The organism is Zestomonas carbonaria (assembly GCF_904061905.1).
GTDB classification, from domain to species: Bacteria; Pseudomonadota; Gammaproteobacteria; order Pseudomonadales; family Pseudomonadaceae; genus Aquipseudomonas; species Aquipseudomonas carbonaria.
Map to the genome: position 1 here is coordinate 1 of NZ_CAJFCI010000057.1, position 12,940 is coordinate 12,940.

The 12,940-nt window shown below is 66.1% G+C and carries 11 protein-coding genes; 5 read left to right on the forward strand and 6 right to left on the reverse strand.

From position 1 onward, the window contains the following. Positions 1-362: 362 nt before the first annotated feature. Both cheR and PSEWESI4_RS14290 read right to left on the reverse strand, forming a co-directional pair. The gene (cheR, locus tag PSEWESI4_RS14285; RefSeq protein WP_187671881.1) at positions 363-1,190 is read right to left on the reverse strand and encodes a protein-glutamate O-methyltransferase CheR; all 828 of its coding nucleotides are present in this window, start codon (positions 1,188-1,190) and stop codon (positions 363-365) included. Between the two features lie 44 nt (positions 1,191-1,234). After that, positions 1,235-2,167 carry a chemotaxis protein CheV gene (locus PSEWESI4_RS14290; RefSeq protein ID WP_187671882.1) on the reverse strand — a complete coding sequence of 311 codons (933 nt, stop codon included), beginning with the start codon at positions 2,165-2,167 and terminating at the stop codon, positions 1,235-1,237. Positions 2,168-2,233: 66 nt separating this feature from the next. On the opposite strand from PSEWESI4_RS14290, the gene flgA reads away from it, so the two are divergent. The 4 genes from flgA to PSEWESI4_RS14310 all read left to right on the forward strand — a co-directional run bounded on the left by flgA (position 2,234) and on the right by PSEWESI4_RS14310 (position 4,890). Continuing rightward, positions 2,234-2,995 carry a flagellar basal body P-ring formation chaperone FlgA gene (gene flgA / locus PSEWESI4_RS14295; protein WP_187671883.1) on the forward strand — a complete coding sequence of 254 codons (762 nt, stop codon included), beginning with the start codon at positions 2,234-2,236 and terminating at the stop codon, positions 2,993-2,995. Between the two features lie 185 nt (positions 2,996-3,180). Continuing rightward, positions 3,181-3,519 carry a flagellar biosynthesis anti-sigma factor FlgM gene (gene flgM, locus PSEWESI4_RS14300; protein WP_187671884.1) on the forward strand — a complete coding sequence of 113 codons (339 nt, stop codon included), beginning with the start codon at positions 3,181-3,183 and terminating at the stop codon, positions 3,517-3,519. 71 nt (positions 3,520-3,590) lie between these two features. Next, positions 3,591-4,061 (forward strand): flagella synthesis protein FlgN, encoded by a 471-nt coding sequence (locus PSEWESI4_RS14305; RefSeq protein WP_187671885.1) that lies wholly within the window; start codon positions 3,591-3,593, stop codon positions 4,059-4,061. Between the two features lie 52 nt (positions 4,062-4,113). Further along, positions 4,114-4,890, forward strand: coding sequence for a flagellar brake protein (locus PSEWESI4_RS14310; RefSeq protein ID WP_235978945.1), 777 nt, complete (start codon positions 4,114-4,116; stop codon positions 4,888-4,890). Positions 4,891-4,893: 3 nt separating this feature from the next. On the opposite strand, the gene PSEWESI4_RS14315 is transcribed toward PSEWESI4_RS14310, so the two are convergent. Together PSEWESI4_RS14315 and PSEWESI4_RS14320 are read right to left on the reverse strand one after the other, a co-directional pair. Then, entirely contained in the window at positions 4,894-6,186 is a 1,293-nt protein-coding gene (locus tag PSEWESI4_RS14315) for an MFS transporter (protein WP_187671886.1), read from the reverse strand. Positions 6,187-6,304: 118 nt separating this feature from the next. Then, the gene (locus tag PSEWESI4_RS14320) at positions 6,305-7,648 is read right to left on the reverse strand and encodes a glutamine synthetase family protein (protein WP_456243217.1); all 1,344 of its coding nucleotides are present in this window, start codon (positions 7,646-7,648) and stop codon (positions 6,305-6,307) included. A 303-nt stretch (positions 7,649-7,951) separates the two neighbouring features. Between PSEWESI4_RS14320 and PSEWESI4_RS14325 the strand changes: the two genes are divergently transcribed. Beyond that, a complete protein-coding gene (locus PSEWESI4_RS14325; RefSeq protein ID WP_187671887.1) occupies positions 7,952-9,328 on the forward strand; it encodes an L-serine ammonia-lyase in 1,377 nt (458 codons plus the stop codon). 130 nt (positions 9,329-9,458) lie between these two features. Here the strand turns inward: PSEWESI4_RS14325 and PSEWESI4_RS14330 are convergent, their stop codons facing one another. Together PSEWESI4_RS14330 and PSEWESI4_RS14335 are read right to left on the reverse strand one after the other, a co-directional pair. After that, positions 9,459-10,577, reverse strand: coding sequence for a PepSY-associated TM helix domain-containing protein (locus PSEWESI4_RS14330; protein ID WP_210768856.1), 1,119 nt, complete (start codon positions 10,575-10,577; stop codon positions 9,459-9,461). A gap of 2 nt (positions 10,578-10,579) precedes the next feature. Beyond that, positions 10,580-12,745, reverse strand: coding sequence for a TonB-dependent siderophore receptor (locus PSEWESI4_RS14335; RefSeq protein WP_187671888.1), 2,166 nt, complete (start codon positions 12,743-12,745; stop codon positions 10,580-10,582). Positions 12,746-12,940 lie beyond the last annotated feature (195 nt).

A 12,940-nucleotide genomic window follows, 5' to 3' on the forward strand; every position in this document is an offset into this window, starting at 1 on the left:
GGGGAGAGGGGTCTGTGGGTGGACGCATCTCCCCGGATTGCATCCGGGCTACCAGCTTCTGGATCCCCGCCTTCGCGGGGATGACGGATGAGCTTCGTAGGATGGGTCGAGGAGCGCAGCGACGATACCCATCCTCCGGCCACCAGTCCCCAGGGAAACTTCGAACTGGCCTGAAACGCCGAAGCTTCGTCCCCTGTCACCCCTCTCCCATTCATGGGAGAGGGGCCGGGGGAGAGGGGTCTGTGGGTAGGCACATCTCCCTGATTGCATCCGGGCTACCAGCTTCTGGATCCCCGCCTTCGCGGGGATGACGGGTGAGCTTCGCTCGCCCCATTCTACGGGCAGCCACTGCCCCCCCTGAATCACTTCACCTTGTAGATGATCCCCGGACTGCACTGGACCATCTGGTAGTGGTCCGGCAGGCCGTTCAGCGCTTCGGAGGCACCCAGGAACAGGTAGCCGCCTGGCCGCAGGGTGGCGTGGATGCGCAGGAGGATGTCGCGCTTCACGTCGGCGGAGAAGTAGATCAGTACGTTGCGGCAGAACACGATGTCGAACTTGCCAAGCACCGCGTAGCTGTCCAGCAGGTTCAGGGCGCGGAACTCGACGCGGTTCCTGATCGCCGGCTTGACCGCCCAGCGGCCCGGCGCCTTGTTGTCGAAGTAGCGCTGCAGGCGATCCTGGGACAGGCCCCGGCCGATCGCCAGGCTGTCGTACTCGGCCGTGCGGCAGGCCTGCAGCATGGAGCTGGACAGGTCGGTGCCGAGAATCTGCACGCCGCCGCGCAACATGCCGGGGTTGCTGCGCTCGAATTCGTCGATGGCCATCGAGATCGAATACGGCTCCTGGCCGGACGAGGACGCCGCCGACCAGATACGCAGGCGCTGGTTCGGGGTTTCCTTGAGCAGTTCCGGCAGCACCCGCGACTTGAGCACCTCGAACGGATAGGTATCGCGAAACCACAGGGTCTCGTTGGTGGTCATGGCGTCCACCACCTGCTCGCGCAGGCCGCTGCGCGGCATGGTTTCCATGCGCTGGACCAGCTCACCGAGGCTCCTGATGCCGTTCTGCTCCATCAGTTTGTTCAGCCGGCTGGAAACCAGGTACTGCTTGTTGCTGCCCAGCAGGATGCCGCAGGCCTTCTCCAGGAACGCCCGGAACTGATCGAAACCCAAATCACCTGAAGACACTAAGGCCGCCTCTCCTGTCATGGATACCGCCAAGAAGATGACTCTCAGCCCCCATCCGTCACCCGGATGCGCTCCACCACGCGTGAAGCCAGGTCATCCGGACGGAACTTGGCGAGGAAATCGTCCGCCCCGACCTTCTTCACCATAGCTTGGTTGAACACGCCGGAAAGCGAAGTATGCAGGAGGATGTGCAGGTTCTGCATGCGCGGATCGTGGCGGACCTCGGCGGTCAGGGTGTAGCCGTCCATCTCCGGCATCTCGATGTCGGAGATCAGCATCAGGAACTCGTCGTTGGGGTTCCTGCCCGAGTCGGCGAGCTGGCGCAGGTAGTCCAGGGCTTCGCGGCCGTCGTTCAGGGCGGTGACCTCCACCCCCACCGTCTGCAGGCAACGGGTCACCTGCTTGCGCGCCACCGACGAGTCGTCGACGATCAGCACGCGCTTGCTGACGGCCTTGCTCTGGGTCTCGGCGTCGATCACCCCCTCGGAAATCACCTCGGAAGTCGGCGCCACCTCGGCGAGGATCTTCTCCACGTCGATGATCTCGACCAGTTGCTGGTCCAGTTGGGCGACGGCGGTCAGGTAGTGCTCGCGGCCGGTGCCCTTCGGCGGCGGCAGGATCTCTTCCCAGTTCATGTTGACGATGCGTTCCACCGAGCGCACCAGGAAGCCCTGCACCTTGGTGTTGTACTCGGTGATGATGACGAAGCTGTTGGCCAGGTCATCCAGGCTGCGCCGCCCGGTGGCCAGCGACAGGTCGAGGATCGGGATGGTGCCGCCACGGATGTTCGCCACCCCGCGCACCACCGGGCTGGACTTGGGCATCACGGTGAGCCTGGGGCACTGCAGCACCTCCTTCACCTTGAACACGTTGATGCCGTAGAGCTGGCGGCCATCGAGGCGGAACAGCAGCAGCTCCAGGCGGTTCTGCCCGACCAGTTGCGTCCGCTGGTTAACTGAATCCATCACACCGGCCATGCCGCGGTCTCCTCATTCGTTGACACCGTCGCCCCGAGGCGGCACGGGCCTTGCTACACAAGTCGTATGAACCTGATGACGACATATTTTCGGCGCCTGGTGGCAAAACGCCACGCCATCTGCCTGGCAGTTTTACCGGGATTGCCATGGCTCGGCTACAGCTCCGCCGCAAACGCCACCACGACCCCGCCTGAAGTGCTTATCGGCACCGCCCAGGGTTTTCTTGAGTTCACGGTCGAGGACTATTTGCAGCGCAGCGGCATCGAAGGCCGCTACGAAATACAGGTCAACCGCCTCGACCCACGCCTGCGCCTGGCGCAATGCGACAGGGATTTGACGGCCTCGCAGGAAAACGCCGCGAGCCCCATCGGCCGGGTCACCGTCCGCGTGCGCTGCGACGGCAACTCGCCCTGGACGGTGTTCGTCCCCGCCCAGGTCAAGCTGTTCCGCGATGTGGTCGCGCTCATCCGGCCGATGAAGCGTGGCGAAACCATCGGCGTGGACGATCTCAGCCTGGTGGAGCGCGATGTCGGCCTGCTCGGCCAGGGCTACCTGACCGCCATGGAACAGGCAGTCGGCAAGACCATCACCCGCCCGCTGCTGGCGGACCAGGTGCTGGCCCCTGCGCACCTGCAACGTTCGCAGGTGGTCCGCAAGGGCGACCACGTGATGATCAGCGCGCGCGGCGGCAAGGTGAACGTGCACATGAACGGCGAGGCCCTGTCCGATGGCGCCGAAGGCCAGCAGATCCGCGTGCGCAACCTGAGTTCGCAGCGGGTGATCAAGGCACGGGTCGCCGGCCCGGGGATGGTCGAAGTGGCGTTGTAGGCACGACTCCTGTGGCCTGCCGGGGATGATTTTTCCTAAAATGCCCCGGTGAGGCGGTTATCGACGCGGCATCGCTCGACCAGTCTGTAGAAATTGGGATGAAATGCGCGTTTTTACCCTAAAGTTTCTTCAGGCTCGGCCGAAAAACCTGGCAAGCGTCCAACACCCTCAGAGGTTTTCGCATCATGGTCATCGACTTCAACCGGCCCAACAATGCCGCCACGCCCAGCACCGCTGGACGTACCACCGGCACCCAGAGCGGGGCTCGCAGCGAGTCCGTCGGCACCCAACAGCCCGCTTCGCCGCAAGCGCCGACCGAGCAGACGGCGGCCCAGGCCGGTGAATCCGTGCAGCTCAGCCAGGAGGCCCAGCAGTTGCAGAAGATCACCGAAAAGCTGAACGACCAGCCCATCGTCGACAAGGAGCGCGTGGAGCGTCTCAAGCAGGCGATCGCCGACGGCAGCTACCAGGTCGACAGCCAGCGCGTCGCCAGCAAGCTGCTCAACTTCGAATCCCAGCGCTAAGTCCCCCGGGCGCGCTGGAGATGTTGGACGCCCTTCGGGCCACACCGGCCCGCTGACTCCCAGAGCCTGCCATGCACGATCTAACCCTGCTGCAACTGTTCAACGAGGACATCACCGCCGCCCGGCGCCTGCTCGAGCTGATAGAAGCCGAATTCCAGGCTCTCGGCGAGCGCGACCTGGCGCGCCTGGAAAGCCTTCTCGGCGAGAAGCAGCCCTTGCTCGCGCAACTTGCCCAACACGGCAACCAGCGCAACCAGATCATGGCCAGCCTGCAACTCGGCGCCGATCGCGCCGGCCTCGAAACCCTCGCCAGCCGCTCCGCCCAGGGCGCCGAGCTGCTGGCCCGTGGCGACGAACTGAGCGCCCTGCTGGAGGAATGCCAGGCCGCCAACCTGCGCAACGGCCGCGTCGTGCGCACCAGCCAGGCCTCGGTACGCAGCGTGCTCGGCATCCTGCGCGGCGGCAGCGACACCCCGGGGCTCTACGACAGCCGCGGCGGCACTGCCAGCGTCGCCACGCAGCGCCCACTCAGCCAGGCCTGAACGAGCCGAACACCAGAACGAGACGGCGCGGACATAAAGGCAAAACGCCAGTATGCTAGCGCTGGAATTCCAGCCCGGAGATGCGCGGACCGTGTCCAACCCCTTCAACGCGGATAATGGCCCGCAACCCCCAAGAGTTCTCACCGCCCCCTTGGAGATCTACTCCAACCTGCGCCTGCTGCAGCAACACCACGATCCGCTGGTGATTACCTTCCATGAGCGCAGCCAGCGCTTCCAGACCTACCTCATCGAGGTCAACCGCGAGCGCGGCTACCTGGCCTTCGACGAACTGATCCCGAACGACGGCGAACGCTTCCTGAGCAACGGCGAAAGCTTCAAGGTCGAAGGCTTCCACGAAGGCGTGCGGATTGCCTGGGAATGCCAGCACCCGGTTCAGTTCGGCGAGCTCGAAGGGCATCGTTGCTACTGGAGCCTGCTGCCCGGCGAGGTCCACTACCATCAGCGCCGCAACGCCTACCGCGCCCCTCTGAAGCAGACCCAGATGGTCGGCATCGAGCTGGCGGGCGACAAGCTGGCCAAGTCGCTGAAAGGCCAGATGCTGGATATCTCCGCCACCGGCTGCAAGCTGCGCTTCTCCGGCGACCTCGGCAAGCAGTTGCAACCGGGCCAGGTCTACGAGCGCCTGACCATCCAGCTCCCCTTCGGGACCCTGACCTGCGCGGTCGAACTGCGCCATGTGCAGTACGAAGAAAAGCTCGACCTGAGCTTCGCCGGCCTGCGCTTCCACCAGATCGGCGGGCTGGAACAACGGCAGATCGAGCGCTTCGTCTACCAGTTGCAGCGCGAGGCGCGGCGCGACGAGCTGTAGCCGTCAGACCTTCGGCTCGTCCGCCTGCGGCTCCGCAGTTCCCAGCATCTGGTCCTTGACCACCTGCTCGTCGACCCTCGGATCGAGCGCGGCCACCAGCGGCGAGCTGGTCAGGTTGTCCGGCATCGCCACGTGGTGCAGCGGCGCATCCTCGACCTGATGCAGGTGGGTGACCGCTTCCGGACGCACTCGCCAGACCAGCACCAGGGCGCACAGCACGACGAACACATACAGCATGTTGGCCCCCAGCAGGCGCATCAGCACCCCGCCCAGCAAGGGGCCGACGCAGGCGCCGACGCCGAAGGTGACCAGCAGCATGGCGCTCAGCGACACCCGCCGCTCGGTTTCCACGTGGTCGTTGGAAAACGCCACCGCCAGCGGATAGAGGCAGAACTGCAACAGGCAGACCACGAAGCCGACGGCGAACAGCATCGGCAACGGCGCTTGCGGCAGTACCGCCAGGGGTAGCGCGGCCAGCGCCAGCAATATCGCGCAGCCACGGATCAGGCGGGCGCGATCATGGCGGTCGGACAGCCAGCCCAGCGGCCACTGCACCAGCAAGCCGGCCAGGATGCAGCTCCCCATGAACAGGCCGACCTGCTCGGTGCCCAGCCCCTGGCGCGTGGCGTAGAGCGGCGCGAGGCCGTAGAAGGAGCCGATCACCAGCCCGGAAACCAGTATCGTGGTCAGCGACTGCGGCACCCGTCCGATGAAGAAACGCGGTTCCAGGGGCGCCGGGTGCAGCGGCGCCGGGTGCAGCTTGCGGGTCAGCGCCACCGGCACCAGGCACAGCGCGAAGCACAGCGCCACCAGCATCAGCAGCTCCGGACCGAGGCCCGGATGCAGCACCAGCGCCAGTTGCCCCAGCACCAGCCCCAGGTAGGAAGCAATCATGTAGCCGGAGAATACCTGGCCGCGCTGGCTCGCCTCGGCCTGCTCGTTGAGCCAGCTCTCGATCACCATGTACTGGCACATCATGCCCAGGCCGACCATGGCGCGCAGCACCAGCCAGGCCGGCAGCCAGTCGAGCAGGCCGTGGCCGAGCACCGCCGCGGTGACCACCCCGGCGCAGGCGACGTAGGCGCGGATGTGCCCGACCCTGGCGATCAGCCGGTGGCCGAGCTTGCCGCCGAGCACCAGGCCGAAATAGTTGGCCGCCATCAGCGCGCCGACCCACAGGCCATCGGCGCGGTCGGCCAGGCGCAGCGCCAGGTAGGTGCTGAGCAGGCCGGAGCCGATCAACATCAGCAGGGTGGCGAAATACAACGCCCTGAAGGATTTCCAGATGCCTCTCATTTGCCCGCCGGTGTCTCCTTGGCTCCGTTCGTAGGGGGTATTTCCGTACCAGCGGAAATGATGGGGGAAACGCCGGAACGGTCCATGCCTGAAAAGGTCATGGCCGTGTCCGGATGCGTCAGGCCTGGGCGGCGAGCACACGCCGCTCCCACGGCGTGATCTCATCGAGGAAGCTGCCCAGCTCCAACGCCTTGCTAGCAATGTAGCCGTCGATGAACTCGTTGCCGAACCATTCCCGCGCCAACTGGCTGCGCTTCAGACGCTCGATCGCCGTGTGCATGGCACATGGCAGCGTGAGCTCGTCCGGCACCGCGAACTCGCCCTGGATCGGCGGGCTCGGCTCCAGCTTCTCGTCGATCCCGTGCAGGCCGGCGGCCAGGCTGGCGGCCAGGGCCAGGTAGGGGTTGGCGTCGGCGCCCGGCAGGCGGTTCTCCACCCGCCGCGCGGCCGGCGAACTGGCCGGGATGCGCAGGCCGGCGGCGCGGTTGTCGTGCGACCAGCAGGCATTGTTCGGCGAGGCGTAGGGGTGGCAGAGGCGCTGGTAGGAGTTCACATGCGGGGCGAACAGCAGGGTGAAGTCGGCCAGCGCCGCCTGCTGGCCCCCGATGAAATGGTAGAAGGCCGGCGTCGCCTCGCCCGCCTCATCGCTGAAGATGTTCCGGCCGCTGCCCTGCTCCACCACGCTCTGGTGGATATGCATGGAACTGCCCGGCGTGCCGGCCAGCGGCTTGGCCATGCACACCACGGTCAGGCCGTGCTTGAGCGCCACTTCCTTGAGCAGGTGCTTGAACAGGAAGGTCTGGTCGGCCAGCAGCAGCGGATCGCCGTGCAACAGGTTGATCTCGAACTGGCTGACGCCCATCTCGTGCATGAAGGTATCGCGCGGCAGGCCGAGCGCCTCCATGCAGCGATAGACCTCCGCGAAGAACGGCCGCAGGCCGTTGTTGGAGGCCACGCTGAACGCCGAATGCCCGACCTCGCGACGCCCATCCAGGCCCCGCGGCGGCTGGAACGGCTGCTGCGGATCGGCGTTCGGGGCGAACACGAAGAACTCCAGCTCGGTCGCCACCACCGGCGCCAGGCCATGCTCGGCGTAGGCGGCGATCACCTGCTTGAGCAGTGCGCGGGTGGACAGCCCGGAAGCCTTGCCGTCCAGCTCGACGGCATCGCAGACCGCCAGGGCGCGCGGCGTGTCGCTCCAGGGCAGGCGGTGGATCTGCGCGGGATCGGCGACCAGCGCCAGGTCACCGTCGTCGCTGCCGTAGAAGCTGGCCGGCGGATAGCCGCCCATGATGCATTGCAGCAATACGCCACGCGCCAGTTGCAGCCGGCGGCCGGCGAGAAAGCCTTCGGCGGTCATCACCTTGCCGCGCGGCACGCCATTGAGATCAGGGGTTACACACTCGATTTCATCGATGCCGCTCAAGCGTTCGGCGAGCGAACCACGGCCTTCGGTAGTCATGACTTCTTATCCTTGTAGAGACTGATGCCGCTCCCTATGGGCGACGCGTACAAAATACGCACCGCCCGTTCAATATTTCAAGCAGAAGGCGTTGTGGGTCGGTTGGTTGTGGATTCCTGTGCTTTTTATTGGGTTTCTTTTTATTGGGTCCCCGCGTTCGCGGGGATCCAGTATCCGTAGGCGCGAGCTCTGCTCGCGAAGCTTTTGCGTTGCCGGAGTTCGCGAGCAGAACTCGCCCCCACAGTCGGCGGTCGGGACACGTGATCTAAGCTGAACAGGAACGGCAGCCATCACGAGACCGGCATGGCACTCAGCGTATTCGACCTGTTCAAGATCGGCATCGGCCCCTCCAGCTCGCACACCGTGGGCCCGATGCGCGCGGCCGTGCGTTTCGCCGAGGGCCTGCAACGCGATGGCCTTCTGGAAGACACCGAGACCGTCAAGGTAGAGCTGTACGGCTCGCTCGGCGCCACCGGCAAGGGCCACGGCAGCGACAAGGCGGTGCTGCTCGGCCTGGAAGGCGAACAGCCGGACCTGGTGGACACCCGGAGCATTCCCGAGCGCCTGGAACGCCTGCGCGGCAGCGGTCGCCTCAACCTGCTCGGCCACAAACCGATCGTTTTCCACGAGAAGGAACACCTGGCGTTCATCCGCAAGCCGCTCCCCTATCACCCCAACGGCATGATCTTCCGCGCCTTCGACGTCGCCGGCCTGCAACTGCGCAGCCGCGAGTACTACTCGGTGGGCGGTGGCTTCGTGGTCGACGAGAGCGCCGCCGGCCTCGACCGCATCGTGGAGGACCGTACCGAACTCCCCTACCCCTTCACCACCGCCAGGCAGTTGCTGGACCTGTGCGTCGGGCACGGCCTGTCGATCAGCCAACTGATGCGCGAGAACGAAAAGGCCTGGCGCCCGGACGCCGACACCTCGGCCGGGCTGCAACGCATCTGGCAGGTCATGCAGGACTGCGTGAGCAACGGCTGCCACAACGAAGGCATCCTGCCCGGCGGGCTCAAGGTCAAGCGCCGCGCCGCCGCGCTGTACCGCCAGCTCAGCGAACATCCGGAAGCCAACCTGCGCGACAGCCTGAACGTGCTCGACTGGGTGAACCTCTACGCCCTGGCGGTGAACGAGGAAAACGCCAGCGGCGGCCGGGTGGTCACCGCACCGACCAACGGCGCGGCCGGCATCATCCCGGCGCTGCTCCACTACTACTCACGCTTCATTCCCGGCGCGAACGACCAGGGCGTCGAGCGCTTCCTGCTCACCGCCGCCGCCATCGGCATCCTCTACAAGGAGAACGCCTCGATCTCCGGCGCCGAGGTGGGCTGCCAGGGCGAGGTGGGCGTGGCCTGCTCGATGGCCGCCGGCGCGCTCTGCGAAGTGCTCGGCGGCACCGTGCAGCAGGTGGAGAATGCCGCCGAGATCGGCATGGAGCACAACCTCGGCCTGACCTGCGACCCCATCGGCGGGCTGGTCCAGGTGCCGTGCATCGAGCGCAACGCCATGGGTTCGGTGAAGGCCATCAACGCCGCGCGCATGGCCCTGCGCGGCGACGGCAAGCACTACGTCTCGCTCGACAAGGTGATCCGCACCATGCGCCAGACCGGCGCCGACATGAAGAGCAAGTACAAGGAGACCGCCCGCGGCGGGCTGGCGGTGAACATCATCGAATGCTGAGCGAGGACGCCTGCCAAGCGCTCGCCTCAGCGCACCAGCACTACCACCAGCAAGCCCAGCCATACCGCCAGCAGCCCCAGGCACAGCCAGCCCCAGCGCCCCATGCCGCGCCAGGCGACCTTCCACGGACTCATCTTCTCTGCTCCCGTCGTTGCCGCGAGCGCAGCGCCTCGATGCTGCGCAGGCCATAGAGATACACACCGGTGACGCTCAGGGCGGTCAACGCGGCGCCGAACAGGAACCACAGCAACTTGCTGGACAGCCCCATGAACGTACCGAAGTGCAGCGGGTCGGCCATTTCCGCGATGCGCTGGTGAAGGCTCATGTCCCTGGCGTCGAACTGTCCCCGCAGGAGGCCCTGGCGCAGGTCGAAGACCAGCACGTTGGCCCGGTCCCGTACCAGCCAGGCCTGTGCCTGCCCGGCCAGGCGCAGGCTGGAGCCATCCGGCGACGGGTACAGGCCCCTCACCTCGAATGCCGGCCAGAGCCGCCGCGCCTCGGTTACCGCACGGTCCACCGAGGCGGGATCCAGCGGCGTCGCCGGCCGCTCGGACTGGGCCTGCCTGGCCAGCGCGGGCACGGCGGCGTCGCCGCCCAGGGACTCGACCAGGTACCAGAAACCGGTCGCCGCCATCAGGACGACGAACCACAGGCTCCAGACGCCCGCCAGCCGGTGCACGTCGCCCCACAGGCGGCGCGGACGACCGCCCCGTGGCCAGGTGAAGAAGCCGCGCCACCAGTGTTTGTAGATGTACAGGCTGCTGATCAGCGACAACAGCAGAAGCAGGCTCAGCGCCGACACCAGCGGCACGCCGATGCGGGTCGGCAGCAGCAGGTGGCGGTGGCTGGTGCGCAGGATACGCTGGGCCGACAGCCAGCCGGTGTCCCCGGTCACCTGGCCGAGGTAGGGGTCGACCCAGACGAAGCGCCGCTCGCCGTCGCCGGTGACCATCGTGGCCATGGCGGCGAAACGCGGCCCCTCGGGCGCGGCGAGGTAGTCCAGGGTCCAGTCCGGATAGCGCGTCTGGATCGCCTCCAGCATGTCTCCCCAACTGGCCGTGCGCGCCTGGGGCGTGACCTGGATTTCCTCGTGCAGCAACCAGTCGATCTCATGGGCGAAGACCGCCAGGGTTCCGGTCAGACAGACGAACGTCATCAGCAGGCTGAACTTGAGCCCCGCCCAGCTATGGATGTCGAACCATAGCCGGCGGTGCTGCTTGCCCGTTTTCGGGGAGGGATCAGCTCGCACGATCAGAAGTCGTAGGTGGCCTGCACATAGAAGCGTCGCGGCTCGCCCGGGAAGTGCCCGTTGCGCTCGATGAAGCCGCTGGCGGCGTACTTCCGGTCGAACAGGTTCTTCACGTTGGCCTGGAACTTCCAGTTCTGGATCGTGGTTTGCCAACTGGCATCGAAGATGGTGTAGGGCTTCACGGTCTGGCCGTCGAGGCTGACGCGCTCGTCGACGTACTCGGAACCGAAGGACACCGCCGAGTTCCACTGCGGCAGGTCGTAGCGGGTCCACAGGCCGAGCTGGTTGCGCGGCGCGTTGGCGAAACGCTTGCCGACCGAGTTGGTGATGCCGTTGGGGCCGGCGTCCCGCACCTCGGCATCGTTGTAGGCGTAGGACAGGTTGAGCACCCAGCGTTCGGTCAGGTCGGCCAGCAGGTCGACCTCCACCCCCTGGCTGCGCACCAGGCCGAGGGGCGACAACTGGTTGAAGCCGTTCACCACCTCGCCGGTCTGCTGGAGGATATTGCGACGCTCGATGCGATAGATGGCGGTGTTGAGGTTGACCCGGCCATCGACCAGTTCGGTCTTCAGGCCGACCTCCCAGAGCTTGCTTTCCTCGGGGTCGAAGGGCCCGCCGAAGCGCTCGTCCTGGTTGCCGGAGGCCTGCGGGTTGAAGCCGGTGGCCAGGGTGGCGTAGGCATTCACGCCACGGGCCAGCTCATAGGTGGTGCCCAGGCGCCAGGTCAGGTCGTCGCCGCGCACGGAGGAGTCGCTGATGCGGTTCTCGTCCTTGAACTCGTCCCAGCGCAGGCCCAGCAGCAGGCTCCAGCGCTCGGTCAGGTCGATCTGGTCCTGCAGGTAGCCGCCGTAGCGGGTGCCACGGGTTTCGCTGAAGGCCCAGGGCAGGCTGTCCAGGTCGTAGTCGCTGCGGCTGCTCTGGCCATAGGCGGGATCGAACAGGTCGAGGCCCGGGACGGTGCCGCCCGGGTTCGGCCTGCCGTCCGGGCGCAGGTCGCTGGCGGCGGTACGCTGCCGCAGGTTGCCGTCCAACTGGAACCAGTCGGCGCCGAACAGCAGGGTGTGGGCGAAGCCGACGGTGTCGAAGCGCCAGATGCTGTTGCCGTTGAGGTTGAGGCCGTCGTTCTCGCGCTTCTGGTCGCGGAACTGGCGGGTCATCCACTCGCCGGTGCCATCGCCGTCGCGGTCCACCAGGCCCATGGGCTCGTGGTACTGCTGCCGCTCCGTGTTCTCGAACCAGCGTGCAGTGAAGTCGAGGTCGACCATGTCGGACGGGGCGAACTGGTAGCGCGCCAGGGCGATGCGGGCGTCGAGGTCGAGGAAGTCGGTGCCCTCGTTGTGATTCCACTCGCGGTCGGTGAGGAAACTGCCCTTGTCGTTCACCGGCACGCCGCGCAGGCGGTTGCCGTTGAGCTTCTGCTTGATCTCGGTGTACTGCAGGGTCAGCTCGCCGGTTTCGCCGATATCCATGGCCAGGCCGAAATCGGCAACGTTGTTCTCGGCGTCGGTGTTGTCGCGGAAGGGGTTCTCGCCCTCGGTGAAGATTCCCACCCGGTAGCGCAGCCGCTCGTTGCCCGGCAAGGGACCGGTGGACTCGAAGGAGCCCGAGCGGTAGTCGTAGTTGCCGCCCTGCACCTGCAGGCGGTTCAGGGCCTGGTGCTGGGGTTTCTTGGTCACGTAGTTGATCACCCCGCCCGGGTCGCCGCCGCCATACATCACCCCGGCCGGTCCCTTGAGCACTTCCAGGCGGTCGATGTTGAACAGCAGAGGGACGGCGAAACCGGCGTAGGGATCGCCGCGCATGCCGTCGTACAGCACGTTTTCCTGGCGGAAGCCACGCATGGTCACGCCGGCGTAGCTGAACTGGGTGACGCCGCTGATGTTGCGGTAGAGGTCGGTCACCTGGCGCGCCGCCTGGTCGTCGATCAGCTCGCGCGGCAGCACCTGGATCGCCTGGGGCACCTTCTCCAGCGGCGTCGGCGTCCGGGTGCCGGTAGTGGCCTCGGAGACCTTGTAGAGCGTCTGGGCCCGGCCCACGACCTGGGTGGCGTCCAGGGTTATCTGGCCTTCTTCGCCGTCACTCGGTTGATCCGGCTCGGCCTGGGCGTACAGGGTGACGAGCAAGGCGGTGATGGAGAGGGCGAAGCGTGAAGGGATCTGGTGTGGCATTGGCGAGCTCCTTGAATGCGCCGCCAATATTATTTGTAAATTTAAATCTTTACTATTTCCAAAAGAGAATATTTCACATTTGAATACCATGCTCATCGCTTCCCGGTTCGAGGCGGCCCCTGTATCGCTCCGACATCGCCGATCGTTCGCGACATGGAACGCTGCGACATGTTTTCCGCCCTACCCGCCCCTGGG

Coding starts and splice junctions, on each gene's coding strand:
- PSEWESI4_RS14290 (WP_187671882.1), bottom strand. CDS start 2,167: ATGGCCGGTGTGATGGATTCAGTTAACCAGCGGACGCAACTGGTCGGG.
- flgA (WP_187671883.1), top strand. CDS start 2,234: ATGAACCTGATGACGACATATTTTCGGCGCCTGGTGGCAAAACGCCAC.
- flgM (WP_187671884.1), top strand. CDS start 3,181: ATGGTCATCGACTTCAACCGGCCCAACAATGCCGCCACGCCCAGCACC.
- PSEWESI4_RS14305 (WP_187671885.1), top strand. CDS start 3,591: ATGCACGATCTAACCCTGCTGCAACTGTTCAACGAGGACATCACCGCC.
- PSEWESI4_RS14310 (WP_235978945.1), top strand. CDS start 4,114: ATGCTAGCGCTGGAATTCCAGCCCGGAGATGCGCGGACCGTGTCCAAC.
- PSEWESI4_RS14315 (WP_187671886.1), bottom strand. CDS start 6,186: ATGAGAGGCATCTGGAAATCCTTCAGGGCGTTGTATTTCGCCACCCTG.
- PSEWESI4_RS14320 (WP_456243217.1), bottom strand. CDS start 7,648: ATGACTACCGAAGGCCGTGGTTCGCTCGCCGAACGCTTGAGCGGCATC.
- PSEWESI4_RS14325 (WP_187671887.1), top strand. CDS start 7,952: ATGGCACTCAGCGTATTCGACCTGTTCAAGATCGGCATCGGCCCCTCC.
- PSEWESI4_RS14335 (WP_187671888.1), bottom strand. CDS start 12,745: ATGCCACACCAGATCCCTTCACGCTTCGCCCTCTCCATCACCGCCTTG.